The following is a 24,950-nucleotide window of genomic DNA, read 5'->3' as shown; positions in this document are numbered from 1 at the left end:
GCCAATTGAACAGGCCCGTTGATCCAACGCACCATTCCCCGCACCTACAAAAACCAATAACAACAGGTTCGTCATCATGACCCCGCGCCCTGCCCGCTCCGGCTGATTCCGCTCCATCCACTCTCCCGGTTTCAACCTTGTCTGCAACCTGACATTGCGGCAGCGCCCTGCCTCACCCCTAACAATTAGAGAGCCCGATCCATGAAACCATCCACTCGTACGCCCTATTCCCTGCTGCCCAGCCTGCTGGCCGCCAGCATCGCCGGCACGGCCCTGCCGGTCATGGCCGCGGAGTCCGGATTTCTCGAAGACGCCAAGGTCAACCTGAACCTGCGCAACTTCTACATCAACCGCAACTTCACCAACCCGGGCAAGAGCCAGGGCAAGGCTGAAGAGTGGACCCAGAGCTTCATCCTCGACGCCAAGTCCGGCTTCACCCAGGGCACCGTCGGCTTCGGCATGGACGTGCTGGGGCTGTATTCGGTGAAGCTCGATGGCGGCAAGGGCACCGGCGGCACCCAGCTGCTGCCCCTGGATCACGACGGGCGCCCGGCCGATCACTTCGGCCGCACGGGTGTGGCGCTCAAGGCGCGCCTGTCGCAGACCGAAGTCAAGGTCGGCGAATGGATGCCGGTGCTGCCGATCCTGCGCTCGGACGACGGCCGCTCCCTGCCCCAGACCTTCCGCGGCGGCCAGATCACCTCGAAGGAAATTGACGGCCTGACCCTCTACGGCGGCCAGTTCCGCGCCAACAGCCCGCGTGACGACAGCAGCATGAGCGACATGTCGATGACCGGCAAAGCGGCCTTCACCTCCGACCGCTTCAACTTCCAGGGCGGCGAATACAGCTTCAACGACAAGCGCACCCAGGTCGGCGTGTGGAACGCCCAGCTCAAGGACATCTACAGCCAGCAATACCTCAACCTGATCCACAGCCAGCCACTGGGCGACTGGACCCTGGGCGCCAACATCGGCTTCTTCTACGGCAAGGAGGATGGCAGCGCCCGCGCCGGCGACCTGGACAACAAGACCTGGTCGGGCCTGTTCTCGGCCAAGTACGGCGGCCACACCTTCTATGTCGGCCTGCAGAAACTCACCGGCGACAACGCCTGGATGCGCGTCAACGGCACCAGCGGCGGCACCCTGGCCAACGACAGCTACAACGCCAGCTACGACAACGCCCAGGAAAGATCCTGGCAGCTGCGCCATGACTACAACTTCGTCGCGGTCGGCATACCCGGCCTGACCCTGATGAACCGCTACATCAAGGGCGACAACGTGCACACCGGCACCATCACCGACGGCAAGGAATGGGGACGCGAGAGCGAGCTGGCCTACACCGTGCAAAGCGGCACGCTCAAGAACCTCAACGTCAAATGGCGCAACTCCACCATACGCCGCGACTTCAGCACCAACGAGTTCGACGAGAACCGCCTGATCATCAGCTACCCGATCAGCCTGCTGTAAGCCCATTCGCTCGCCCACACCAAAAACAAGGCCAGCCCCATTCCCCAGGGCTGGCCTTGTTTTTGTAGCAGCGAAGCTTGCTCGCGATGATCGCCAACGATGGCGCGTACCGACTGGCTAAACGCGGCACCCTCAGGTTCATCGCGAGCAAGCTCGCTCCCGCAGGGAAAACGCAGCGGCGCCGAGTTGCCCGGCGCCGCGTTTCTTTATAAGTCGTGGGTTATCAGCCGCGGGATTCGACGCCCAGCTCGTCCCACACCGACTCGGCCAGGTGGAAGGTCGCGTTGGCCGCCGGAATGCCGCAGTAGATTGCGCTCTGCATGATCACTTCCTTGATCTCGGCGCGGCTCACGCCGTTGTTGGCGGCGGCACGCAGGTGCAACTTGAGCTCTTCGTTGCGGTTCATGCCGATCAGCATGGCGATGGTGATCAGGCTGCGGGTGTGGCGTGGCAGGCCCGGACGCGTCCAGATATCGCCCCAGGCGTGCCGGGTAATCATTTCCTGGAACTCCGAGTTGAACTCGGTCAGGGTGCTCAGGCTGCGATCGACATGGGCATCGCCCAGTACCGCGCGACGCACTTGCATGCCTTCGGCGTAACGTTGTTTCTCGTCCATCGGGGGCATCCTCAAATGATCTGGTCAGCCAGCAGAAATGCCACGACCCGCTCGCTGAACGCCGCGCCGGCCTGGACGTTGGACAGGTGCGCCGCATGGAACTCGGCGTATTCGGCGCCGCGCACGCGCTCCTGAATGAAATGCCCGCCCGAGGGCGGTGTGACCGCATCTTCGGTACCGGACACCACCAGGGTCGGCGCCTCGATCGCCGACAGTTGATCGCGGAAATCCGCATCGCGCACCGCCGCGCAGTTGGCGGCATAACCCTGGGGCGAGGTGGCCGCCAGCATGTCGGTGATCAGCTTGGCCTGGTCCGGGTGCGCCGCAGCGAAGCCCGGGGTGAACCAGCGGGCGATCGAGGCATCGCGCAATGCGACCATGGCCGCCTGGCCGTCGCGCAGCACGGTTTCGATGCGTGGGTTCCATACCGACGGGTCGCCGATCTTCGCCGCGGTGTTGCACACCACCAGCTTGTTCAAGCGCTCGCCGGCATTGATGCCCAGCCACTGGCCGATCAACCCGCCCATGGACAGGCCGCAGAAATGCACGCGCTGGATATGCAGCGCATCCAGCAGTGCCAGCACGTCACGGCCCAACTGCTCAATGCTGTAGGGGCCTTCGGTGACCAGGGATTTGCCGTGGCCACGGGTGTCGAAACGCAGCACCCGGAAGTGCTTGGTAAAGGCCGGAATCTGGATGTCCCACATGTGCAGGTCGGTACCCAGGGAGTTGGACAGGACCAGCACCGGCGCATCGGCCGGGCCGTCGAGTTGGTAATGCAGTTCGCCCTCGGCGAGTTGTACGAATGCCACGGCAGTCTCCTTCAGGCGTTCAAGGCTAAATGTTCGGCCACGGCGCGCTCGACCCAGGCTTGCGCCAGGCCGAGGTAATGCGCCGGGTCCAGCAGGCAGTCCAGTTCTTCCGCCGACAGTTCGTCGGTCACTTGCGGCTCGTCCCCCAACACCGCGCGCAGATGCCGCTGTTCGGCCACCGCGCGCTTGCAGCACTGCTCCAGCAGATGGTGTGCGGTCTCGCGACCCAGGCGCTGGGCCAGGGCGATGCTCACGGCTTCCGCCAGCACCAGCCCCTGGGTCAGGTCGAGATTCCTGGCCATGCGCGCAGCGTCGACTTCCAGCCCGTCGGCCACCAGCAGCGCCTGTTGCAAGGCACCGGACACCAGGCAGCAGATCTCCGGCAGGGTTTCCCATTCGGCGTGCCACAGGCCCAGGCTGCGTTCGTGCTCCTGGGGCATGGCGCTGAACATAGTCGCCAGCAGCCCGGGAACCCGGGTCGCCGCGCCGATCAACACCGCCGCGCCCACCGGGTTGCGCTTGTGCGGCATGGTCGAGGAACCGCCCTTGCCCGGCGCCGACGGCTCGAAGACTTCCGCCGCCTCAGTCTGCATCAGCAGGCTGATGTCACGGCCAAACTTGCCGAGGCTGCCGGCGATCAGGCCGAGCACCGAGGCGAACTCCACCAGCCGGTCGCGCTGGGTGTGCCAGGGCTGTTCCGGCAGGCTCAGTTGCAACTCCTCGGCCAGGGCCTGGGCAATGGGCAGGGCTTGCTCGCCCAGGGCCGCGAGGGTGCCGGAGGCCCCCCCGAACTGCAGCACCAGCAAGCGCGGCTTGAGCTGCGCCAGACGCTCGCGGCTGCGGGTCACGGCCCCCAGCCAGCCGGCGATCTTCATGCCGAGGGTGACCGGCGTGGCATGTTGCAGCCAGGTGCGGCCGGCCATCGGGGTGTCGGCATAACGTTGGGCCTGCGCGGCCAGGATGCCGCCGAGGCGCGCCAGATCGTTGTCGATCAGGCTCAGCGCCTGCCGCAGTTGCAGGACCAGGCCACTGTCCATCACATCCTGGCTGGTGGCGCCCAGGTGCACATGACGCTCGGCGCTGGCATCGCTCTTGGCGATCTGCTTGCCCAGGGCCTTGACCAGTGGAATCGCCGAGTTGCCCGCGGTGGCGATAGCCTGGCCCAGGTCGGAAAAATCATAGAGTCCGGCGCGGCAGGCCGCCTCGATCGGCGCCACCGCCGCGGCCGGAATCACTCCGACCCGGGCCTCGGCCCGGGCCAGCGCGGCCTCGAAGTCGAGCATGGCCTGGACCCGGCCCTGGTCGCAGAACACCGCGCGCATATCGCGGGTGGTGAAGTAGGCATCGAACAGTTGGTTGCTCGCCGGTGTACTCATAAACAATCCTTTGGGGCGTGCGTCCGCGACGGACGCACGCGGACAGGTCAAAGATCGTGGTGCAGGTACGCCGCCTGTTTAGGCAGACGCAGGCTGAACAGGAAGGCAATCGCCATCATCGCCGTCACGTACCAGTAGAAGGTGTTTTCCATGCCCAGGGATTTCAGGCCCAGGGCCACGTATTCCGCCGAACCGCCGAACAGCGCGTTGGCCACCGCATAGGCCAGGCCTACCCCCAGCGCCCGCACTTGCGGCGGGAACATCTCGGCTTTTACCAGGCCGCTGATGGAGGTGTAGAAACTGACGATCGCCAGGGCCAGGGTGATCAGCACGAAGGCCAGGAACGGGCTGGTAACGGTTTTCAGGGTCAGCAGGATAGGCACGGTGCACAGCGTGCCCAGCGAGCCGAACCAGAGCATCGAGTTACGCCGGCCGATCTTGTCCGCCAGCATGCCGAACAGCGGCTGCATGCACATATAAAGAAACAGCGCGCCGGTCATGATGTAGCTGGCGGTCTTGGCGTGCATGCCGGCGGTGTTCACCAGGTACTTCTGCATATAGGTGGTGAAGGTGTAGAAAATCAGCGAGCCACCGGCGGTGTAGCCGAGCACGGTGACAAAGGCTTTCGAGTGATGCTTGAACAGCGCGGCAACGCTGCCGGCGTCCTTGTCTTCACGCATTTCCTTGCTGGTGGTTTCTTTCAGCGAGCGCCGCAGCAGCAGGGAGATCAGGGCCGCGATGGCGCCGATCACGAACGGAATCCGCCAGCCCCAGGCCTTGAGCTCCGCCTCGTCGAGAAATTGTTGCAGGATCACCACCACCAGCACCGCCAACAGTTGCCCGCCGATCAGGGTCACGTACTGGAAGGAGGCGAAGAACCCGCGCTGGCCCTTGAGTGCGACTTCGCTCATGTAGGTCGCGGTGGTGCCATATTCCCCGCCCACCGACAGGCCCTGGAACAGTCGCGCCATCAGCAGCAGCGCCGGTGCCCAGGCACCGATGCTGGCGTAGGTCGGCAGGAAGGCAATGACCAAGGAGCCGGCGCACATCATCAGCACCGAGATCATCATGGAATTCTTGCGCCCGTGCTTGTCGGCCACCCGGCCGAACAGCCAGCCGCCGATAGGACGCATCAGGAACCCGGCGGCGAACACGCCGGCGGTATTGAGCAGTTGCACGGTAGGGTCGTCGGAGGGGAAAAACGCCGGGGCGAAATAGATCGCGCAGAAGGCGTAGACGTAGAAGTCGAACCATTCGACCAGGTTGCCGGAGGAGGCGCCGACGATCGCGAAGATCCTCTTGCTGCGTTCCTCGGTCGTGTAGTGACTGGTTAACGTTGTCATGGGTTTTCACTCTTTGGGGACGTGGTGAGTCTAGACATACTTTGTAACAGTCCCGTTCCGCAAGACGACCTTGGGGGGGAGCGACCGGTTCAGCCTTATCGCGAACCAGCCCGCGCTCCCCCCAGGCACACTCAATAATCGAAGAACACCGTTTCCGCGTCGGTACCCTGCAGGATCACATTCCACTGGTAGTGACCCGGCGCATCCGCCTTGGCCAGCAAGGTGGCGCGACGCTCTTCGGGCACGCAGGCCAGCAGCGGATCGGCCGCGTTGGCCGGCTCGCCGTCGAAGTAGATACGGGTCAGCAGGTGCTTGACCAGGCCCCGGGCAAACACCAACACCACCAGGTGCGGCGCCTGGGTCGAACCCTGCAGGCCGGGCACGGTACCCGGCTTGATGGTGGTGAAGCGGAAACGCCCTTCTCCATCCACCGGTACCCGGCCGAAGCCCTGGAAGTTCGGGTCCAGGGCCTTGTCCTGATCGTCTTCCGGGTGGTCGTACTTGCCGAGCGCGTTGGCCTGCCAGATTTCCAGCATGGCGTCGTTGACGAAATCGCCGTTGCCATCCACCACCTGGCCGCTGATCGCCACCCGCTCGCCGAGGGTCTCGGCCTGGGTCAGGTCTTCGCGGTTCAGCCAGGTCAGGCCGATGTGGTAGTACGGGCCGACGGTGTGGGACGTAGTCGCAGTCAGCGTCATCTTATTTCTCCATCGGCGTGGCATCGCGGCCGCGCAAGACGATGTCCCAACGGTAGCCGAGGGCGTAGGACGGAATGGTTTTCTCCAGGTCGAAGCTGGCGATCAGGCGTTCCTTGGCGCTGGTGTCCGGCACGCAGTTGTAGATCGGGTCGTAGGTCAGCAACGGGTCGCCCGGGAAATACATCTGGGTCACCAGGCGCGTGAGGATGCTCGGCCCGAACAGCGAGAAGTGGATATGCGCCGGACGCCAGGCGTTGTGGTGGTTACCCCAGGGGTAGGCGCCGGGCTTGATGGTCTGGAACTGGTACCAGCCATCGGCATCGGTGACGGTGCGCCCGGTGCCGGTGAAGTTCGGGTCAAGCGGCGCATCGTGCAGGTCACGCTCGTGGTTGTAACGGCCGGCGGCGTTGGCCTGCCAGATCTCCACCAGGATCCCCGGCACCGGCAGGCCGTTCTCGTCCAGCACCCGGCCGTGGACGATGATGCGTTCGCCCTGGGGCTCGCCGGCATGCTGGGCGGTCAGGTCGTTGTCCTTGTCCTGCAGATAATCAGCGCCGATGGTCGGGCCGGTGATTTCCGACAGCGAATGGGGCAGGAACACCAGAGGCTTGGACGGCGAGCGGGTGTTGGTGGATTTGTAGGCCGGGTGCAGGTAATCAGGCTGAGTACCTGGTTGCGGGCGCCGGTAACCGGGCTTGTCGGTCATGCTCGATCCTCGTTCTTATAAAAAGCGCGTCAGACGCGCTCGATGGCCAGTGCCAGGCCCTGGCCGACACCCACGCACATGGTCGCCAGGCCTTTCTTGCCACCGGTCTTTTCCAGGTGGTGCAGGGCGGTCAATACCAGGCGCGCGCCGCTCATGCCCAGCGGATGGCCAAGGGCGATGGCGCCGCCGTTGGGGTTGACCTGGGGCGCGTCGTCCGCCAGGCCCAGTTCGCGCAACACCGCCAGGCCCTGGCTGGCGAAGGCTTCGTTGAGTTCGATCACATCAAAATCGCTGACCGCCACGCCCAGGCGCTCGGTCAACTTGCGCACCGCTGGCACCGGGCCGATGCCCATCACCCGTGGCGCGACGCCGGCGCTGGCCATGCCCAGCACTCGGGCACGGGCGGTCAGGCCATGCTTTTTCACCGCCCCGGCCGACGCCAGGATCAGCGCCGCCGCCCCATCGTTGACGCCCGAAGCGTTGCCGGCGGTGACGGTCTTGTCCGGGCCATTGACCGGCTTGAGCTTGCTCAGGGTTTCCAGCGAGGTATCGGCCCGCGGATGCTCGTCCTGCTCGACCACCGTCTCGCCCTTCTTGTGGACGATACGCACCGGGACGATTTCCTCGGCGAAGAACCCGGCGGCCTGCGCAGCGGCGGTGCGCTGCTGGCTGCGCAGGGCGAAGGCATCCTGGTCGGCGCGCGACACCTGATAGTCATCGGCGACGTTGTCGGCGGTCTGCGGCATGGCATCCACGCCGTACTGGGCCTTCATCAGCGGGTTGATGAAGCGCCAGCCGATGGTGGTGTCTTCCAGTTTCATGTTGCGCGAAAAGGCGGTGTCGGCCTTGCCCATGACAAAGGGCGCGCGGGACATCGACTCGACTCCGCCGGCGATGGCCAGCTCCATCTCGCCACTGGCGATGGCGCGGAAGGCGGTACCGATGGCATCCATGCCCGAAGCGCACAGGCGGTTGAGGGTCACGCCCGGAATGGTTTCCGGCAGCCCGGCCAGCAGCAGCGCCATGCGAGCCACGTTGCGATTGTCTTCGCCGGCCTGGTTGGCGCAGCCGAGGAACACCTCGTCCACCGCGCTCCAGTCCACCGATGGGTTGCGCTCGATCAGCGCCTTGATCGGCGCGGCGGCCAGATCGTCGGCACGCACCGTCGACAGGCCACCACCAAAGCGGCCGATGGGGGTACGAATGGCGTCACAGATAAACACTTCGCGCATCAGGCTTCTCCCGGAGTCTGGCCATGGGCCGCGGCGGTTCGGGCTTCCAGGTCGCGCAGGGCGGTCAGTTCGATCTCGGTCGGCGCGGCGGTCTCTGCGACCTGGTCGGCGAAACGGATCGCCCAACCGGTGGCGGCCACTACCTGCTCGCGGGTCACGCCCGGGTGCAGCGAGGTCACCACGAACTCATGGGTGCCGGCTTCCGGCTCCATGATGCACAGGTCGGTGATGATCCCCACCGGCCCTGCCCCTGGCAGGCCCAGGCGTTTGCGCGAATCGCCGCCTTCGCCGTGACCGACCGAGGTGATGAAGTCGAGCTTGTCGACAAAGGAACGCGACGACTGCTTGAGGATGATCAGCACGCTTTTGGCGGAACCTGCGATCTCCGGCGCACCGCCAGCACCTGGCAGGCGGACTTTCGGCTGGTGGTAGTCGCCGACCACCGTGGTGTTGATGTTGCCGAAACGGTCGACCTGGGCGGCACCGAGAAAACCGACGTCGATACGTCCGCCTTGCAGCCAGTAGCGGAAGATCTCGCCGGTCGGCACCACGGTGTCCGCGGTCTCGGCCAGCTCGCCGTCACCGATGGACAGCGGCAGCACGCTGGGCTTGGCGCCGATCGGGCCGGATTCGTAGATCAGCACCACGTCCGGCGACGAAGTCAGGCGCGCCAGGTTGGCGGCCTTGGACGGCAGGCCGATCCCGACAAAACACACCGAGCCGTTCTGCAGGCGGCGGGCGGCGGCAACGGTCATCATTTCATTGGTGGTGTAAGTCATTATTTGGCCCCCGTTGCTGCGGCCAGCTTGGCCTGGAATTCGCTGAAGTCAGCGCTGCCGCGGATGTATTCGTTGATCCAGGCGGTGAAGGTCTCACGGTCGCGGGCGATCGGGTCCCAGGCCTGGTAGAAGATGTTGTCGCGCTCGGTGTAACCGTGGGCGTAGGACGGATGGGCGCCGCCCGGCACATGGCAGACCGCGCTCAGGGCCCAGGTCGGCAGCACACAGGCATTCATCGGGGCGTTCAGGTCGTCGACGATTTCTTCCACGGTGACGATGCAGCGCTTGGCGGCCAGGGCGGCTTCCTTCTGCACGCCGAGGATGCCCCACAGCAGCACGTTGCCCTTGCGGTCGGCTTTCTGCGCGTGGATCACGGTGACATCAGGGCGTACCGATGGCACCGCGGCCAGCACTTCACCGGTGAATGGGCAGGTCACGCTCTTGATCAGCGGGTTGACCTTCGGCAGGTCGGAGCCGGCATAAGCGCGCAACACCGCGAATGGCAGGCCCGAGGCGCCCGCCACGTAGGCGTTGGCCAGGTCGGCGTGACTGTGTTCTTCGATTTCCAGGGCATGCGGCCATTGCTTCTCGACCGCGTCCCGCAGGCGATGCAGGGAGCCGACGCCCGGGTTGCCGCCCCAGGAGAAAATCAGCTTGCGGGCACAACCGGCACCGATCAACTGGTCGTAGATCAGGTCAGGGGTCATCCGTACCAGGGTCAGGTCTTTTTTGCCCTGGCGAATGATTTCGTGACCCGCGGCCGTGGGGATCAGGTGGGTGAAGCCTTCGAGCGCGACGGTATCGCCGTCGTTGACGAACTGCTTCACCGCATCGTGCAGCGAAAGGATTTCAGCCATGGAGGGATCTCCCGATTGTTATTGAGCGACTGGAAGAAAAAGGCGCGAGGGATACGCCTGAGTGACTGAAGATTAAGCCGGGGGAAAAACCCAAACAATCCGATAATCGACTGAGCGTTCGTTTATCGAACAGATTGTTGCCTGACTATCGATTGCGCCGTAGCCGCTGCCGCAGGCTGCGATCGACCGGAACGGTCGCGAAGACCTCAGGATTGCTGAAGGCCTTCGGCCTTATCGCAGCCTGCGGCAGCGGCTACCGGTATTCAGCGCCCCCTCGGGAGCGCTTTGCTCATTCGATCAGGTCGCGTCCGCATGACTGACCATGCCCTTGATCACCACCGCCGTGGTTGCCAGCGCCGCCGGGATCACCAGCGCGGTCAGCACCTGCTCGAAGTTCCAGCCCAGCCCCAAGAGCGTGGCGCCCATCCAGGCCCCGAGGATCGCCCCGAAGCGACCGATGCCGAGCATCCACGACACGCCGGTGGCGCGGCCCTGGGTCGGATAGAAGCGCGCGGCCAGGGACGGCATCGCCGATTGCGCGCCGTTGACGCACATACCGGCGATCAGCACCAGGGTCGCCAGCAAGGTGATGTTACCCAGGCTTTGCCCGACCGCGTAGGCGAAGACCCCGGCCAGCAGGTAGAAGGTGCCGATGACCTTGTGCGGGTTGAAGCGGTCCATGGCCCAGCCCACCGCCACGGCGCTGAGTACCCCGCCAAACTGGAACAGCGCGCCGATAAAGGCTGCCTGCTCCATGCTCGCGCCGCTGTCGCGCATCAGGGTCGGCAGCCAGCTGGTCAGCAGGTACACGATCACCAGCCCCATGAAATAGGTCAGCCACAACAGCAAGGTGCCGACGCTGTAGGTCCCGGAGAAAATCACCGCGAACACGTTGCGCGCCTTCACTGTTTTCTGTTCCGGCACGCTGAAGCTCGCGGCCTGGCCGACCGTGCCCGGCTTGATCGGCGCCAGGGCCTTGCGCACCTTATCGGTGCCACGATTGCGCACCACCAGGTAACGCGCCGACTCCGGCAGCCAGACCAGCAATACCAGCGCCAGGATCAGCGGCAGGATCCCGCCGATCAGTAGCAGGCTGTGCCAGCCGAACGCCGGAATCAGCTTGGCGGAAATGAAACCACCACCGGCCATGCCCAGGTTGAAACCACAGAACATGCTGGTCACCAGCAACGACTTGTGGCGCTCGGGGGTGTACTCGGAGAGCAGCGTGGTGGCATTCGGCATGCCGGCGCCCAGGCCCAGGCCGGTGAGGAAACGCAGCACCAGCAACTGGTCGACATTGGTGCTGTAGGCCGACGCCAGGCTGAAGGCACCGAACAGTAGTACCGCCCCTACCAGCACCACTTTGCGCCCGAAGCGGTCAGCCAGCGGGCCGGAGCCCAGCGCCCCGAACACCATGCCGATCAGCGCCGCACTCATCACCGGACCGAGGCTGGCGCGGTCGATGCCCCAATCCTGGGACAGCGCCGGCGCGATGAACCCCATGGCCGCGGTGTCGAGGCCATCGAGGAAGACAATCAGGAAACACAGGATCACCACCCGCCACTGATAGCGCGACAGCGGCTGGGCATTGATAAAGGACTGCACATCAAGGCAGTTCCCTACAGCGGATTGAGGCTGGTTCATTATTTTTATTCCACGCGAAAAAACGCAGGCGAACAGGTGCCAGCCTGGGCTGGTCGGTTCAAATCGAAAAAGGGTCGTGCGGGATCAGGCCATCGGCAGGCGAAAGCCGGATAAAGGAGCGCGGCTGGGTGCGCGGGCGATGCTCATGGGGGGCTGGCCTCTTCATTATTATGGGGTCGCCAGGCGGCCATTGGAGAGGCAGAGCTCCAGTGGCCGGATGACGCTGCCGCGACATTAATGAGGCAAGGGAAAGAGCGTCAATTCAGCAAGCGCGTATCTGTGCGTTTATCGAACAGCTTAAACAGGCAGCCCTCAAGCGAACAATTGGGCGCTGAGGTCGCGACTGGCGCTGAGCAGGCCCGGCAAGAAGCGTTGCTCCAGCTCGGCGCGGCTGACGCGGCCGGCATGGGTACTGACGTTGAGTGCGGCCAGCACCTGGCCCGAAGCGTCGTACACCGGCACGGCAATGGAACGCAGGCCTTGCTCCAGCTCCTGATCGACGATGCACCAGCCCTGCTGCCGAACCTGTTGCAGGCATTCGAGCAGCGCCTCCGGTGTGTGCAGGGTACGGCTGGTCTTGGCTTGCAGGTCGGCATGCTCGAGGTATTCGCGCAACGAAGCGTCATCCAGCGCTGCCAGCAGGATCCGGCCCATGGACGTGCAGTAGGCCGGCAGGCGCCCACCGACCGAGAGATCGACCGAGATCAGGCGCTGGGTGGTGGCCGAACGGGCGATGTACAGAATGTCGTCGCCTTCCAGGGTGGCCATGTTGCAGGCTTCGTGCAGTTGCTCGCTCATGCGATCCAGGTAAGGCTGGGCCGACACCGCCAGCGGCGTGGAAGACAGATAGGCGTGCCCCAGCGTCAGCACCTTGGGCAGCAGCGAATAGGTGCGGCCGTCGGTGGTGGCGTAACCGAGCTTGATCAGGGTATGCAGGCAGCGGCGCACGGCGGCCCGGGGGATCTCCGTGCGGTGGCTGATCTGGGCGATGGTCAGATGGCGCTTGCGCTCCTGAAAGGCCTGGACCACTGCCAGGCCGCGAGCCAGAGAAGTCATGAAATCCGGATCACCCGTCAGCGCCTGAATCCGCTTGGCCGGCGAAGCGACGATCGGTGGCGCGGCGGAAGCGAAGGAATTACGCAATTGATCGTTCATTTCAGGTTCTCTGCGACGGAAGTCTGGCTTATTACAAGCCGTACTGGAGAGGATGCACAAGCCTGTACAGCCAACATCGGGCGATTATCGAACCATCGACCGATAATCGCAATCCATAGCGATTAAGTGCTTCTACGCGATGTGGCGTTTTTTCGCCGCCAATAAAAATCTCATTTCTTCCGTGTTAGTCCAGGCAACTTGTCAGGCCTTGTTACAGAACTGCGGTGTCACCACTCTCATCATTCGGCTTAAAACTTTCGTGTAACAAAACCCTGATATCAAGTTGACGATTTTTAACTTATTGCCGATAGAGTTATTCATGGCCGCCGCTATAATGAGCAAAGTGATCACCGACGCTTTTCTGCGCTCGGCAGCATCATCAGGTTGCGTATCGGTAAGTGACGCTTCCTGCTGCAAGCGCTTGACGCTCATCTCAATATGCCCGGCCAATGTGCTTGCAAAAAAGTGACTGTTGCTACGACAGCTGTTCTTGTCCGGTGGCGTGGCCGCATGCAACAAGAAGCGGTTTGGCGAGCCCCATCGCAATCCTGGCTCCTTTAATCGAGCCGAGTGCGAAGCGGTTTGATAAACCCGATCTAGGCAATGCGTATCATCGGGATAATCTCAACTCAGTTAGGTAACACTGTGACGAAAGACGAACTGCGCGCGGAACTTGAGCGCCAGGAACAACGTTACAAGGAAGTTTACGGAGGCGAAGTCACCACCTACGCCGCCCAGCCTGAACCGGAACGCAAACCTTGGCGAAAGCGCGCCAGCATTCTCGACCAGGCATTTACCCAAGAACTGCAAAAGATGGAAAAAGAGCTCAAGGCAGAACAGCCGTGACGCTCTTCGCCTGAAGCTTTCGCACTGCTCGATGCCCTTGCAGATAAATGCCGATCGCAAGGTCGGCCGGGCATCCGCCGTGCAATCGCGGATGGGACTCAAGGGCTCAAAAACTGTCATGGAAGTGAAATTTCATACAAGCGTTTGAGACGTTTGGCTGAGCCTTGCATCCCTGACCTTGAGGATGAGCCCCAGTAAAATCAAGGACTTGCCCATGCCTCGAAAAAAATCATGGCCATTGGCCTGCTTCCGGCTTTTTCGTTGAAGAATGTTACCAACCAGCACCTAGTGCATCGATTACCAGGGTTTTCTGGCATAATCGCGCCCCCTTACGACCGGGTCAGAAAACCTTCATGATCGATTTATTCAGCGGACTGGATGCTTGGGTGCTTGTGAGCCTCTTGCTCGCCCTGGCTTTTGTCCTCGCCTACGAGTTCATCAACGGCTTTCATGACACCGCAAATGCGGTTGCCACTGTTATCTACACCAAAGCCATGCCGCCGCACCTGGCCGTATTCTTTTCCGGTGTATTCAATTTCCTCGGTGTGCTGCTGGGCGGCGTCGGCGTGGCCTATGCCATCGTCCATCTGCTGCCGGTCGAGCTGCTGATCAATGTCAACACCGGCCACGGCCTGGCCATGGTCTTCTCGTTGCTGGCCGCGGCCATCACCTGGAACCTGGGCACCTGGTACTTCGGTATTCCCGCTTCCAGCTCCCACACCCTGATCGGCTCGATCCTCGGCGTCGGCCTGGCCAATGCCCTGCTCAACGACATCCCGCTGGGCGATGGCGTGAACTGGCAGAAGGCGATCGACATCGGTGCTTCCCTGGTGTTCTCGCCCATGGCCGGCTTCCTGATTGCCGCCCTGGTGCTGATCGGCCTGAAGTGGTGGCGCCCGATCTCGAAGATGCACAAGACCCCGGAACAACGCCGCAAGGTCGACGACAAGAAACACCCGCCCTTCTGGAATCGCCTGGTGCTGGTGATCTCGGCCATGGCCGTGAGTTTCGTGCACGGTTCCAACGACGGCCAGAAAGGCATCGGCCTGATCATGCTGGTACTGATCGGTATCGTGCCCGCGCAGTTCGTGCTCGACCTGAACAGCACCACCTACCAGATCGAACGTACCCGCGACGCCACCCTGCACCTGAGCCAGTTTTACCAACGCAACCAGGACTCCCTGGGCGAGTTCCTGGCCCTGGGCAAAAGCGTGAAGGACGATCTGCCAGGCAAGTTCCGCTGCAACCCGCAGCAGACCGAACCGACCATCGCCGCGCTGCTGGGCACCCTCAAGGGTGTAGCCGACTATCACTCGCTGCCGGCCGAAAGCCGCATCGAAGTGCGTCGCTACCTGCTCTGCCTGGACGACACCGCGAAGAAAGTCGGCAAGCTGCCGCACCTCGCGGTCCGGGAAAAGGCTGACCTGGACAAGTTGCGCAAAGACCTGACCGCCACCACCGAATACGCGCCGTTCTGGGTGATCCTGGCCGTGGCCCTGGCCCTTGGCCTGGGGACCATGATCGGCTGGAAACGTGTGGTGCAGACCATCGGTGAGAAGATCGGCAAGCAAGGCATGACCTATGCCCAGGGCATGTCGGCGCAGATCACCGCCGCCGGCCTGATCGGCATGGCCAATATCTTCAGCCTGCCGGTATCGACCACTCACGTGCTGTCGTCGGGTGTGGCCGGGACCATGGTTGCCAACAAAAGCGGCCTGCAAAGCGGCACCGTACGCACCATCCTGCTGGCCTGGGTGCTGACCCTGCCGGCGACCGTGGCGCTGTCGGCCGGTCTGTTCTGGCTGGCCTCGAAGGCCCTCGGGACCTGATTCGCTCGGTCCGCGACAAAAAAAGGTGCGCCCCTCGGGTCGCACCTTTTTTATGCCTGAAGGAAGTGATCGTTCCCCCACAAAACACACAGGCAAAAAAAAAGGGCAACCGAAGTTGCCCAAAATGCCTTGCGTGCTCGTTACCGGAAAGACTTAAGGTTTTTTGCGTTTATGCGCATCTTTCCAGATGAAAAATCCAAACCCGGCGAAAAACAGAACCATGAGGCCGACAGTCAGCACTCCGGCGATCACCACATTGTCGAAAAACATGACTGGCCTCCTGCTCTTGCCCTGTTGCGATGGGGCTAAGTTAACCAAAGAGGCGGCGGGGAAAATTGACCGGGGTCAATGGTCGCCCAAGACAGGACGACAGGGAGGGGAAATAACTGACTTACATCAACAGATCGCGCCCGGTTCAGCGCTTTTTCGGCTTTTTCGGTTTCTTCTTCGGCTTGCCCAAGGGCATTGCCTGCTCGAATGCCTGGCGCACTTCATTCAGGCGCTTTTCCTTCAAGTCATGCACACGCTTGGCACGTTCGGCGTTCAGGTCGATCAGGTTGTCGTCTTGGCTCATGGCGTTGGCTTGCATCATTCAGGTCAATGTCGACCGCAGCCTCTATATATAGATAGCGCGGCTGCGGCCCTTGCGGGTTTGCCAATAATGCGGCGTGACGCGGCGGCTGACCAGTGATCGGCAGGTATCGAGCGCAATTAAAGGTGGAGGTCCGCCGTATTTGACCAGCATCGTGCCGATTGCGGCGTGTGATTTCTTGCCTCGCTGTTGCAGGCATTAAAGAGCGCTATCTAAACCTCGACGTCGACCCACAGCCCCTGGCGTGGCGCATCCTCGATCAGCGGCACCACCGGCACGGTATTGTCGGCATTCAACTCGTCCCCAGGCACGGCCAGGTGCAGCTCGGGATCGTCCTCGGCTTCGCGCTGGCGTTTATGCCTTTGCTGCTGGCGCTGCTGTTCTTCGCGCAGCAGCAGCGCCGACTGTTCGGCATCGCGTTTTTGCAGGTCGATGGTGCTTTCGTTGGAACTCTGTTGCACCGGCACCACCGGCGGGATATCCGGGCGCGGCCGGATCGGATCCTGCTGGGAGGTCACGGGCACGGCACTCAAGGGCAGCATCGGGGGCAGCATATTATTGGTCTCCTGTCGGCAGGCTGTCGGCTGCTGCGGGGGCGACTTGAGCCATCGGTCGCAAACTTGTGACCCAGTCGTCACCCGATAGTGCCCCGACCCCGACAAATGCGCCCGATACGCTACCTTCCAGCGTAGTTGTTTTTGTTAGAGTTCTTTGGCCTGAGGGCGCCGATCCGTTAACATAGTCGGCTTTTTCAAGGCGGGAGTCAGGCAGCATGGCGCAGCAGTATCAACCGGGGCAACGCTGGATTAGTGACAGCGAAGCCGAGCTAGGCCTAGGCACCGTTCTGGCACAGGACGGCCGCTTGCTGACCGTGCTCTATCCGGCCACTGGCGACACTCGCCAGTATGCGCTACGGAATGCGCCCCTCACTCGCGTGAGGTTTTCCCCGGGTGACACCATCACCCACTTCGAAGGCTGGAAGATGACCGTGCGCGAAGTCGACGACGTCGACGGCCTGCTGGTCTATCACGGCCTCAACGGGCAGAACGAAGTCGTCACCCTGCCGGAAACCCAACTCTCGAACTTCATCCAGTTCCGTCTGGCCAGCGACCGTCTGTTCGCCGGGCAGATCGACCCGCTGGCCTGGTTCTCCCTGCGCTACCACACCCTGGAACACACCAGCCGCCAGTTGCAATCGTCGCTGTGGGGCCTGGGTGGCGTACGCGCCCAGCCGATCGCCCACCAGTTGCACATTGCCCGTGAAGTCGCCGACCGTATCGCGCCGCGGGTTCTCTTGGCGGACGAAGTGGGCCTGGGCAAGACCATCGAAGCCGGCCTGGTGATCCATCGCCAGTTGCTGTCGGGCCGCGCCAGTCGCGTGCTGATCCTGGTCCCGGAAAACCTGCAGCACCAGTGGCTTGTGGAAATGCGCCGGCGCTTCAACCTGCAGGTCGCGCTGTTCGACGAAGAACGTTTTATCGAAAGCGATGCCGCCAACCCCTTCGAGGACACCCAGCTCGCCCTGGTGGCCCTGGAATGGCTGGTGGACGACGAGAAGGCCCAGGACGCGCTGTTCGCCGCCGGCTGGGACCTGATGGTGGTCGACGAAGCCCACCACCTGGTGTGGCACGAAGACCAGGTCAGCCCGGAATACGCGCTGGTGGAACAGCTGGCCGAGGTGATCCCCGGTGTCCTGCTGCTCACCGCCACCCCGGAACAACTGGGTCAGGACAGCCACTTCGCCCGTCTGCGCCTGCTCGACCCGAACCGTTTCCACGACCTGGCCGCCTTCCGCGCCGAGAGCGAAAACTATCGCCCGGTGGCCGAAGCCGTGCAGGAACTGCTGGATAAAGGACGCCTGTCGCCCGAAGCGCACAAGACCATCCACAATTTCCTCGGCAACGAAGGCGAAGCCCTGCTCGCCGCCGTCAACGAGGGCGACAGCGAGGCCAGCGCGCGCCTGGTGCGCGAGCTGCTGGACCGCCACGGCACTGGCCGTGTGCTGTTTCGCAACACCCGCGCCGCGGTGCAAGGCTTCCCCGAGCGCAAGCTGCACCCCTACCCGCTGCCGTGCCCGGACGAATACCTGGAACTGCCGCTGGGCGAGCACGCCGAGCTGTACCCGGAAGTCAGCTTCCAGGCCCAGCCGGATGCCAGCGAAGAAGAGCGCTGGTGGAAGTTCGACCCGCGTGTCGAGTGGCTGATCGACCAGCTGAAAATGCTCAAGCGCACCAAGGTCCTGGTGATCTGCGCCCACGCCGAAACCGCCATGGACCTGGAAGATGCCCTGCGCGTGCGTTCCGGCATCCCGGCCACGGTGTTCCACGAAGGCATGAACATCCTCGAGCGCGACCGCGCCGCCGCCTACTTCGCCGACGAAGAGTTCGGCGCCCAGGTGCTGATCTGCTCGGAAATCGGCAGTGAAGGTCGCAACTTCCAGTTCGCCCACCACCTGGTGCTGTTCGATCTGCCGTCGCACCCGGACCTGCTGGAACAGCGGATCGGCCGTCTCGACCGGATCGGCCAGAAACACGTGATCGAACTGCATGTGCCGTACCTGGAAACCAGCCCGCAAGAGCGCCTGTTCCAGTGGTACCACGAAGCGCTGAACGCCTTCCTCAATACCTGCCCGACCGGCAACGCCCTGCAGCATCAGTTCGGCCCGCGCCTGCTGCCGCTGCTGGAAGAAGCCGACGACGGCGAGTGGCAAGCGCTGATCGACGAGGCGCGCACCGAGCGCGAACGTCTTGAGGCCGAACTGCACACCGGTCGCGACCGTCTGCTGGAGCTCAACTCCGGCGGCGCTGGCGAAGGCGATGCGCTGGTGGAAGCGATCCTTGAGCAGGACGATCAGTTCGCCCTGCCGATCTACATGGAAACCCTGTTCGACGCCTTCGGCATCGACAGCGAAGACCATTCGGACAACGCGCTGATCCTCAAGCCGAGCGAAAAAATGCTCGACGCCAGCTTCCCGCTGGGCGACGACGAAGGCGTGACCATCACCTACGACCGCAACCAGGCACTGTCTCGCGAAGACATGCAGTTCATTACCTGGGAACACCCGATGGTGCAAGGCGGCATGGACCTGGTGCTGTCCGGCTCCATGGGCAACACCGCCGTGGCGCTGATCAAGAACAAGGCGCTGAAACCCGGCACCGTGTTGCTGGAACTGCTGTACGTCAGTGAAGTGGTAGCGCCGCGCTCGCTGCAACTGGGCCGCTACCTGCCACCGGCCGCCCTGCGCTGCCTGCTGGACGCCAATGGCAATGACCTGTCGGCACGCGTCGCCTTCGAGACCCTCAACGACCAGCTGGAAAGCGTGCCGCGGGCCAGCGCCAACAAGTTCATCCAGGCCCAGCGCGACCAGCTGACGCCGAAGATCAACGCCGGCGAGGCGAAGATCGCCCCGCGTCACGCCGAGCGCGTGGCCGAGGCGCAACGTCGCCTGGCCGCCGACACCGACGAAGAACTGGCGCGCCTGACCGCGTTGCAGGCGGTCAACCCGACCGTGCGCGACAGCGAGCTGGTGGCCCTGCGCCAACAACGCGAACAAGGCCTGGCCATGCTTGAGAAAGCGGCGCTGCGCCTGGAAGCGATCCGGGTACTGGTGGCGGGCTGATCCCCTGCTCTCCCGGTAAATGAAAAAAGGCCCGCACAATGCGGGCCTTTTTATTAGCTTCTGTAGAAGCACCGTTCAGGCGGTCACCGCAGCCTCCGCCGGCGCGCCCGGCACCAATCCGTCCTTCATCCGCTGCGCATCGCGCACGAAGCAGCGCGAGGCCAGGAACAGGAACAGCATGGTCAGCAGCAACGCCACCGGGATCAGGTACATGGCGTCATGCAGGCCGACCGCCTTGAACACCTCGGTCATCTGCTCGGCCCCGGCGGCGTACATCGCCGCATGGGCAAAGTGATCGGACAGCGCCCCCACCACCACCGGCCCCAGGCCACCGCCCAGCAGGTACAAGCCGGCGAAGAACAGCGCCATGGCCGTGGCACGCAGACGTGGTTCGACCACATCCTGGATCGCCGTGTAAACGCAGGTATAGAAGTTGTAGGCGAACAGCCAGCCGACACTGAACACCGCGACGAACACTCCGATCTCGATGCGCCCCGCATGCAGGGCCCAGGCGGTGCACAGGGTCGAAATCAGCATGCTGAAGGCGGCGAACAACAACCGGCCGTTGGCGACACGCTGGTGAATCTTATCGGCGACCCAGCCGCCCAGGGTCAGTCCGAACAGGCCGGTCAACCCGACTATCACCCCGGTCGCCACCGCGGCTTCCTGCAATGGCATCAGGAAATAACGCTGCAGCATCGGCACCAGGAACGAGTTGCAGGCGTAGGTGGCGAAGTTGAAGGTCAGCCCGGCCAGCACCAACCAGAGAAAGGTCGGGATTGCCAGCACCCGGCGGATCGGCCGGTCGACGCGTTCCTGGGAGACCTTCACCGTCTCCGCCGCCCCGCGCTTGGGCTCCTTGATGAAAAACATGAACACCGCCAGCAACAGGCCCGGCACCGCGGCGATAAAGAACGGCGCGCGCCAGCTGTCGAAGGCCTGGACCATGGCGCCGATGGTGAAGAACGCCAGCAACAGGCCCAGGGGCAGGCCGAGCATGAAGATGCCCATGGCCCGGGCCCGGCGATGGGCCGGGAACAGGTCGCCGATCAGCGAGTTGGCGGCCGGCGCATAGCTGGCTTCGCCGATGCCGACGCCCATGCGCACGAGCAGGAAACTCCAGAAACTGCCCACCAGGCCGTTGACCGCGGTCAGCCCGCTCCACACCGCTAGGCCCCAGCCCATGAGTTTGCTGCGCGAGCCGGTATCGGCCATGCGCCCCAGGGGCAGGCCGGCAATGGCGTAGACGATGGTGAAGGCGGTGCCGATGATGCCGATCTGGAAGTCGCTCAGATGCCACTCCATGCGGATCGGCTCGATGATGATGGCCGGAATGGTGCGATCGAAGAAGTTGAACAGGTTAGCCAGGAACAACAGGAACAGAATGCGCCAGGCATTCGCCGCTTGGGTCGAGTTCTGCATGGGTCGGTCTCTTTATTGTTATTCGGCCAGACGCAACCGAGCCTGGAAGTTGCAATCTAGTCAGCCCCGCCGCGCTTGTCTGTAATGATTCGTAAGGCTGATACCAGGCAATCCGAAGCACAGGCCATCGACCGCGCTCGACGACCGCCCAAACAGCGCCAGCGCCCCCGCCTAAACCGCCGAAAGCCCCCGGATACCGGGGCTAAAGCCCGATTTTTCAAGGGCTTGCGCAGGGCCTGAAAAATACCTCGCGCGCCCCCTTCCCAAGGCCGTTGCGAAGCCTAGAATAGCGGCCTTGCTGACCCCCTCATCAACCTCCTCCCCTTTGAATACGCCCATGTCCGAAGCCAGTCCGTGTCTGAATTGCGGTGCCTGCTGTTCATACTTTCGTGTGTCTTTTTTCTGGGGTGAATGCACCTCTTCCGGCGGTACGGTCCCCGACGATCTGGTGGCGTCCATCAGCCCCAGCCGGGTCGCCATGCTCGGTACCGATTGCAAGCCGACCCGCTGTACCGCGCTGACCGGCGAGGTCGGCAAGGAAGTCAGCTGTTCGATCTACCACCAACGTTCCAGCACCTGCCGCGAATTCGAGGCGTCCTGGGAAAATGGCCAACAGAACGTCGATTGCGACGCGGCACGCGCGGCATTCGGGCTCGCGCCCCTGGAGCCGGCGCTGTACTTCGAACAGAGTGCTTAGCTCGATTGGCTATGGACTGAATTCCGAAATCATTTAAGTCAATCTGCCACCATCGCTCCCGGCCTCGGCCCGGCTTCCTATACTCAGTCCCATTGGCCGGCCACCCAGGGCTGGCCCTGGATGACTCAAGAAACGGGGCATGCGATGGAATGGCTTGGTCTGCTTTTTTTTACCGAGCTCCCCGAAGGCGGGCAAGTATTACTCACCTGCAACCACAACCCCGTGCTGGTGATCCTCGCCTATCTGGTGGCCTGTGCCGGCAGCTTCGCCACCCTGGACATGGCCGAACGGGTGCGCCACGTCGACCTGGCAGCGGCCCAGCAACGCTGGCGCTGGGTCGGCGCCTTCTGCCTGGCCGGCGGCATCTGGGCCATGCACTTCATCGGCATGCTGGCACTGCAGATCCCCATCGAAACCCATTACGACCTGCCGATGACCCTGCTGTCGCTGCTGATCGCGGTGGTTGCATCCTGGCTGGCGATGAAGACCCTCAGCCATCCCCAGTTGCAGCTATGGCGCTACCTGCTGGCGTCGATCTGGATCGGCCTGGGCATCTGCACCATGCACTATGTCGGCATGGCGGCCATGCGCTCGCCAGCCACGGCCTACTACCAGCCCGACCTCTTCGGCCTGTCGATTGCCATCGCCATCAGCGCGAGCCTGGTCGCCCTGCTGCTGTCCCGCTACCTGAGCAACGGCAGCGGCGTGTTCCACCAGTTGCTCAAATACGCAGCCAGCCTGCTGCTGGGGGGCGGCATAGTCGCCATGCATTTCACCGGCATGTGGGCGTTGAAACTGGTGCTGCCGGCGGCGGGCACGCCCTCCATCGCGGTGGACGACAACCCCTTGCAACTGGGCCTGACCATCGCCGTCATTGCCCTGTTGATCATTGGCAGCAGCATCAGCGCGGCCCTGGCGGACAAGAAACTCCAACACAAGGAACAGGACCTGCGCCGGGTCAACACCCTGCTGAGCCAACTGGACCAGGCCCGGGTAGCACTGCAACAGGTGGCGCACTACGACGCCCTGACCAACCTGATCAATCGTCGCGGCTTCAACCAGCTGTTCGCCGAAAAGCTCATCGAAAAGACCGTGCAGGGCGGCATGCTGGCGGTGATGTTCCTCGACATCGATCACTTCAAGCGGATCAACGACAGCCTCGGCCACGATGCCGGCGACGAACTGTTGAAGGTGATTGCCGGCCATATCAAAAGCTCCACCCGCAGCCATGAAGACGTGGTGGCGCGTTTCGGCGGAGACGAGTTCTGCATCCTCATGAGCTTGAGCGACCGCGACGAAGCCCAGCACATGGCGCAACGCATCATGAGCAAGATGAAGGAGCCCATTGAGCTGGCGGGGCGACGCATGGTGATGACCACCAGCATCGGCATCAGCGTCTTTCCCGACGATGGCAAGACCAGCGAAGAGCTGCTCAAGCATGCCGACCTGGCGCTCTATCAATCCAAGGGCAGCGGTCGCAACAGCCTGCATTTCTTCAGTACCAACCTGAAGACCAAGGCGAGCCTGGAACTGCAACTGGAAGAAGAACTGCGCAATGCCCTGCGCAACGAAGCCGGCTTGACCCTGTATTACCAACCCATCTACGACCTGGGCAGCCGCAAGGTCAGCAAGCTCGAAGCGCTGGTGCGCTGGTGGCATCCGTTGCACGGGCTGCTGGCCCCGGATCGCTTTATCGGGATCGCCGAAGCCAACGGGCTGATTGCCGAATTGGACAACTGGGTCCTGCGCAAGGCCTGCGAGGACCTGGCCGCCCTGTCCCGCCACGGCTTTGCCGAGTTGAAAATCGCGGTGAACTGCTCGGCCCTGAACCTGGCCCGGGAGGAGTTGGCCGAGGAGATCGCCAACGCCCTGAGCAGCGCCGGTGTCGCGCCCCAGCGCCTGGAGCTGGAAGTCACGGAAAACGCCCTGATGGGCAACATCGACAGCACCGTGGCCCTGTTGCGGCAGATCCGCAATCTCGGGGTGTCGCTGTCGATCGATGACTTCGGCACCGGTTACTCGTCCCTCGCCTACCTCAAGCGCCTGCCGCTCAACACCCTGAAGATCGACCGCTCGTTCATCCAGGACGTGCCCCAGTCGACCCAGGACAAGGAGATCGTCCAGGCGATCATCGTCATGGCCCATACCCTGCATTTGCAGGTGGTGACCGAAGGCGTCGAGAGCGTGCAGCAGTACGAGTTCCTCGCTCAATACGGCTGCGACTTCATCCAGGGTTACCTGCTCAGCCGGGCGCTGCCCCTGGAAGAGTTGCCCGGGGTGATCGGCGAGATCGAGCAGCGCATGCTGCCCGCCGTCGACGCGGTCAGCCCTCTGATGCCGGTTCGCGATACAGACGGACCAGGGTCGAGGGATCCTGCTCCAGATAACCCTGGCCGCCATGCAGGCGCATCAGTTGTGCGGCCAATCCGCTGATCGGCGTGGCCGAGCCCTGCTCACGAGAGAACTTCACCGCGCCGTCCAGATCCTTGAGCAGGGTGCGCACATGCCATTTGATCGGTTCGAAGCGGCTTTCGGCCATCTGCGGGGCGAGGATCTGCAGCGGCCTGGAATCGGCGAAACCACCGGCCAGCGCCTCGGCCAGCAATGACGCATCGACCCCGGAACGCTCGGCCAGCGCCACCACTTCGGCGATCACCAGCGCATTGCAGGCGACGATCATCTGGTTGCAGGCCTTGGTCACCTGGCCCGCGCCGACACCGCCCATATGAGTCACCCGTTGCCCCAGGTTGAGCAGGACCGGGCGCACCCTTTCGATATCCGCCGCCTCGCCGCCAACCATGATCGCCAGGCTGCCAGCCTCGGCACCAGGCGTGCCGCCGGACACCGGGGCATCGACCCAGCCCATGCCGGTCGTGCTCGCCAGCTGCGCGGCCATTTCCCGGGTGGCGGTCGGCTCCAGGCTGGAGAGGTCCACCAGCAACTGGCCGGCCCGGGCTCCCTGGGCAATGCCCTCGGCACCGAACACCACCTCGCGCACCACCTCGGTGTTGGCCAGGCACAGCAGCACCAGGTCCGCCGCCTCGCACAACCGGGCCGGAGTCTCGGCCAGTCGTGCACCCACCTCCAGCAGCGGCGTGCATTTTTCCCGGTTGCGATTCCACACCACCAGGGGATAACCCACCGCCAACAGACGGCGAGACATGGGCAAGCCCATCAGGCCAATACCGGCGAACCCGAGGGTGGGTAACGTTGCCATCATCTTGCCTCCTTTTGATTAAAGATCACCGAAAACTGGCCGA

The 24,950-nt window shown here is 63.3% G+C and carries 23 protein-coding genes; 6 read left to right on the top strand and 17 right to left on the bottom strand.

From position 1 onward, the window contains the following. Positions 1-201: 201 nt before the first annotated feature. Positions 202-1,467 (top strand): OprD family porin, encoded by a 1,266-nt coding sequence (locus H0I86_RS06610; RefSeq protein WP_180924446.1) that lies wholly within the window; start codon positions 202-204, stop codon positions 1,465-1,467. Between the two features lie 223 nt (positions 1,468-1,690). Here the strand turns inward: H0I86_RS06610 and pcaC are convergent, their stop codons facing one another. The 12 genes from pcaC to H0I86_RS06550 all read right to left on the bottom strand — a co-directional run bounded on the left by pcaC (position 1,691) and on the right by H0I86_RS06550 (position 13,231). Further along, on the bottom strand, positions 1,691-2,083 hold the full coding sequence (gene pcaC, locus H0I86_RS06605) for a 4-carboxymuconolactone decarboxylase (RefSeq protein ID WP_007926582.1): 393 nt from the start codon (positions 2,081-2,083) through the stop codon (positions 1,691-1,693). Between the two features lie 11 nt (positions 2,084-2,094). Continuing rightward, a complete protein-coding gene (pcaD, locus tag H0I86_RS06600; protein WP_180924445.1) occupies positions 2,095-2,895 on the bottom strand; it encodes a 3-oxoadipate enol-lactonase in 801 nt (266 codons plus the stop codon). 11 nt (positions 2,896-2,906) lie between these two features. After that, a complete protein-coding gene (locus H0I86_RS06595) occupies positions 2,907-4,271 on the bottom strand; it encodes a 3-carboxy-cis,cis-muconate cycloisomerase (protein ID WP_180924444.1) in 1,365 nt (454 codons plus the stop codon). A 47-nt stretch (positions 4,272-4,318) separates the two neighbouring features. Further along, the gene (locus H0I86_RS06590; RefSeq protein ID WP_180924443.1) at positions 4,319-5,614 is read right to left on the bottom strand and encodes an MFS family transporter; all 1,296 of its coding nucleotides are present in this window, start codon (positions 5,612-5,614) and stop codon (positions 4,319-4,321) included. A gap of 131 nt (positions 5,615-5,745) precedes the next feature. Then, complete coding sequence (gene pcaG, locus H0I86_RS06585; RefSeq protein ID WP_180924442.1) at positions 5,746-6,312, bottom strand: protocatechuate 3,4-dioxygenase subunit alpha; 567 nt, start codon at positions 6,310-6,312, stop codon at positions 5,746-5,748. A gap of 1 nt (position 6,313) precedes the next feature. Further along, on the bottom strand, positions 6,314-7,018 hold the full coding sequence (pcaH, locus tag H0I86_RS06580; protein WP_180924441.1) for a protocatechuate 3,4-dioxygenase subunit beta: 705 nt from the start codon (positions 7,016-7,018) through the stop codon (positions 6,314-6,316). A gap of 29 nt (positions 7,019-7,047) precedes the next feature. Further along, positions 7,048-8,253: a 3-oxoadipyl-CoA thiolase gene (pcaF, locus tag H0I86_RS06575; RefSeq protein WP_180925796.1), complete on the bottom strand. Its 1,206-nt coding sequence runs from the start codon at positions 8,251-8,253 to the stop codon at positions 7,048-7,050. Next, complete coding sequence (locus H0I86_RS06570; protein WP_174248213.1) at positions 8,250-9,032, bottom strand: CoA-transferase subunit beta; 783 nt, start codon at positions 9,030-9,032, stop codon at positions 8,250-8,252. Before H0I86_RS06570 ends, pcaF begins: the two co-directional genes overlap by 4 nt. Next, on the bottom strand, positions 9,029-9,886 hold the full coding sequence (locus H0I86_RS06565; RefSeq protein WP_009047400.1) for a CoA transferase subunit A: 858 nt from the start codon (positions 9,884-9,886) through the stop codon (positions 9,029-9,031). The genes H0I86_RS06570 and H0I86_RS06565 overlap by 4 nt, the downstream gene beginning before the upstream one ends. Before the next feature lie 297 nt (positions 9,887-10,183). Beyond that, on the bottom strand, positions 10,184-11,530 hold the full coding sequence (gene pcaK / locus H0I86_RS06560) for a 4-hydroxybenzoate transporter PcaK (RefSeq protein WP_180924440.1): 1,347 nt from the start codon (positions 11,528-11,530) through the stop codon (positions 10,184-10,186). 312 nt (positions 11,531-11,842) lie between these two features. Next, complete coding sequence (pcaR, locus tag H0I86_RS06555) at positions 11,843-12,685, bottom strand: pca regulon transcriptional regulator PcaR (RefSeq protein ID WP_009047398.1); 843 nt, start codon at positions 12,683-12,685, stop codon at positions 11,843-11,845. Positions 12,686-12,886: 201 nt separating this feature from the next. Continuing rightward, a complete protein-coding gene (locus H0I86_RS06550; RefSeq protein WP_180924439.1) occupies positions 12,887-13,231 on the bottom strand; it encodes a hypothetical protein in 345 nt (114 codons plus the stop codon). Positions 13,232-13,330: 99 nt separating this feature from the next. Here H0I86_RS06550 and H0I86_RS06545 point away from each other — a divergent pair, with 99 nt between their 5' ends. Beyond that, entirely contained in the window at positions 13,331-13,531 is a 201-nt protein-coding gene (locus H0I86_RS06545) for a hypothetical protein (RefSeq protein WP_009047397.1), read from the top strand. A gap of 353 nt (positions 13,532-13,884) precedes the next feature. Further along, positions 13,885-15,360, top strand: a complete 1,476-nt coding sequence (locus H0I86_RS06540) for an inorganic phosphate transporter (RefSeq protein ID WP_180924438.1) — start codon at positions 13,885-13,887, stop codon at positions 15,358-15,360. 153 nt (positions 15,361-15,513) lie between these two features. Here the strand turns inward: H0I86_RS06540 and ccoM are convergent, their stop codons facing one another. The 3 genes from ccoM to H0I86_RS06530 form a co-directional block, all read right to left on the bottom strand. Continuing rightward, on the bottom strand, positions 15,514-15,630 hold the full coding sequence (gene ccoM, locus H0I86_RS32345; RefSeq protein WP_007926603.1) for a cytochrome c oxidase subunit CcoM: 117 nt from the start codon (positions 15,628-15,630) through the stop codon (positions 15,514-15,516). Between the two features lie 145 nt (positions 15,631-15,775). Next, positions 15,776-15,934: a hypothetical protein gene (locus H0I86_RS06535; protein WP_023968072.1), complete on the bottom strand. Its 159-nt coding sequence runs from the start codon at positions 15,932-15,934 to the stop codon at positions 15,776-15,778. 230 nt (positions 15,935-16,164) lie between these two features. Then, on the bottom strand, positions 16,165-16,506 hold the full coding sequence (locus H0I86_RS06530; protein WP_180924437.1) for an aspartate-semialdehyde dehydrogenase: 342 nt from the start codon (positions 16,504-16,506) through the stop codon (positions 16,165-16,167). A 218-nt stretch (positions 16,507-16,724) separates the two neighbouring features. Here H0I86_RS06530 and rapA point away from each other — a divergent pair, with 218 nt between their 5' ends. Beyond that, positions 16,725-19,571 (top strand): RNA polymerase-associated protein RapA, encoded by a 2,847-nt coding sequence (gene rapA, locus H0I86_RS06525; protein ID WP_009047393.1) that lies wholly within the window; start codon positions 16,725-16,727, stop codon positions 19,569-19,571. 75 nt (positions 19,572-19,646) lie between these two features. Here rapA and H0I86_RS06520 read toward each other — a convergent pair whose 3' ends face one another. Continuing rightward, positions 19,647-20,993, bottom strand: coding sequence for a spinster family MFS transporter (locus H0I86_RS06520; RefSeq protein WP_180924436.1), 1,347 nt, complete (start codon positions 20,991-20,993; stop codon positions 19,647-19,649). A 337-nt stretch (positions 20,994-21,330) separates the two neighbouring features. On the opposite strand from H0I86_RS06520, the gene H0I86_RS06515 reads away from it, so the two are divergent. Then, the gene (locus tag H0I86_RS06515; RefSeq protein ID WP_180924435.1) at positions 21,331-21,690 is read left to right on the top strand and encodes a YkgJ family cysteine cluster protein; all 360 of its coding nucleotides are present in this window, start codon (positions 21,331-21,333) and stop codon (positions 21,688-21,690) included. 144 nt (positions 21,691-21,834) lie between these two features. Further along, positions 21,835-24,123 (top strand): putative bifunctional diguanylate cyclase/phosphodiesterase, encoded by a 2,289-nt coding sequence (locus H0I86_RS06510; protein ID WP_180924434.1) that lies wholly within the window; start codon positions 21,835-21,837, stop codon positions 24,121-24,123. Here H0I86_RS06510 and H0I86_RS06505 read toward each other — a convergent pair. Beyond that, entirely contained in the window at positions 24,014-24,910 is an 897-nt protein-coding gene (locus tag H0I86_RS06505) for an NAD(P)-dependent oxidoreductase (RefSeq protein ID WP_180924433.1), read from the bottom strand. The genes H0I86_RS06510 and H0I86_RS06505 overlap by 110 nt on opposite strands. Between the last annotated feature and the right edge of the window lie 40 nt (positions 24,911-24,950).

The sequence above is a fragment of the Pseudomonas chlororaphis subsp. aurantiaca genome, assembly GCF_013466605.1.
Lineage (GTDB): Bacteria > Pseudomonadota > Gammaproteobacteria > Pseudomonadales > Pseudomonadaceae > Aquipseudomonas > Aquipseudomonas chlororaphis_I.
The sequence above is the reverse complement of the archived record's forward strand: the minus strand, read 5'-3'. Positions and strand labels throughout refer to the sequence as shown.

What these genes read in the sequence shown, in the direction of transcription:
- H0I86_RS06610 (WP_180924446.1), top strand. Translation starts at nt 202, where the DNA reads ATGAAACCATCCACTCGTACGCCCTATTCCCTGCTGCCCAGCCTGCTG.
- pcaC (WP_007926582.1), bottom strand. Translation starts at nt 2,083, where the DNA reads ATGGACGAGAAACAACGTTACGCCGAAGGCATGCAAGTGCGTCGCGCG.
- H0I86_RS06595 (WP_180924444.1), bottom strand. Translation starts at nt 4,271, where the DNA reads ATGAGTACACCGGCGAGCAACCAACTGTTCGATGCCTACTTCACCACC.
- H0I86_RS06590 (WP_180924443.1), bottom strand. Translation starts at nt 5,614, where the DNA reads ATGACAACGTTAACCAGTCACTACACGACCGAGGAACGCAGCAAGAGG.
- pcaG (WP_180924442.1), bottom strand. Translation starts at nt 6,312, where the DNA reads ATGACGCTGACTGCGACTACGTCCCACACCGTCGGCCCGTACTACCAC.
- pcaH (WP_180924441.1), bottom strand. Translation starts at nt 7,018, where the DNA reads ATGACCGACAAGCCCGGTTACCGGCGCCCGCAACCAGGTACTCAGCCT.
- H0I86_RS06565 (WP_009047400.1), bottom strand. Translation starts at nt 9,886, where the DNA reads ATGGCTGAAATCCTTTCGCTGCACGATGCGGTGAAGCAGTTCGTCAAC.
- pcaK (WP_180924440.1), bottom strand. Translation starts at nt 11,530, where the DNA reads ATGAACCAGCCTCAATCCGCTGTAGGGAACTGCCTTGATGTGCAGTCC.
- pcaR (WP_009047398.1), bottom strand. Translation starts at nt 12,685, where the DNA reads ATGAACGATCAATTGCGTAATTCCTTCGCTTCCGCCGCGCCACCGATC.
- H0I86_RS06540 (WP_180924438.1), top strand. Translation starts at nt 13,885, where the DNA reads ATGATCGATTTATTCAGCGGACTGGATGCTTGGGTGCTTGTGAGCCTC.
- ccoM (WP_007926603.1), bottom strand. Translation starts at nt 15,630, where the DNA reads ATGTTTTTCGACAATGTGGTGATCGCCGGAGTGCTGACTGTCGGCCTC.
- H0I86_RS06535 (WP_023968072.1), bottom strand. Translation starts at nt 15,934, where the DNA reads ATGAGCCAAGACGACAACCTGATCGACCTGAACGCCGAACGTGCCAAG.
- H0I86_RS06530 (WP_180924437.1), bottom strand. Translation starts at nt 16,506, where the DNA reads ATGCTGCCCCCGATGCTGCCCTTGAGTGCCGTGCCCGTGACCTCCCAG.
- rapA (WP_009047393.1), top strand. Translation starts at nt 16,725, where the DNA reads ATGGCGCAGCAGTATCAACCGGGGCAACGCTGGATTAGTGACAGCGAA.
- H0I86_RS06520 (WP_180924436.1), bottom strand. Translation starts at nt 20,993, where the DNA reads ATGCAGAACTCGACCCAAGCGGCGAATGCCTGGCGCATTCTGTTCCTG.
- H0I86_RS06515 (WP_180924435.1), top strand. Translation starts at nt 21,331, where the DNA reads ATGTCCGAAGCCAGTCCGTGTCTGAATTGCGGTGCCTGCTGTTCATAC.
- H0I86_RS06510 (WP_180924434.1), top strand. Translation starts at nt 21,835, where the DNA reads ATGGAATGGCTTGGTCTGCTTTTTTTTACCGAGCTCCCCGAAGGCGGG.
- H0I86_RS06505 (WP_180924433.1), bottom strand. Translation starts at nt 24,910, where the DNA reads ATGATGGCAACGTTACCCACCCTCGGGTTCGCCGGTATTGGCCTGATG.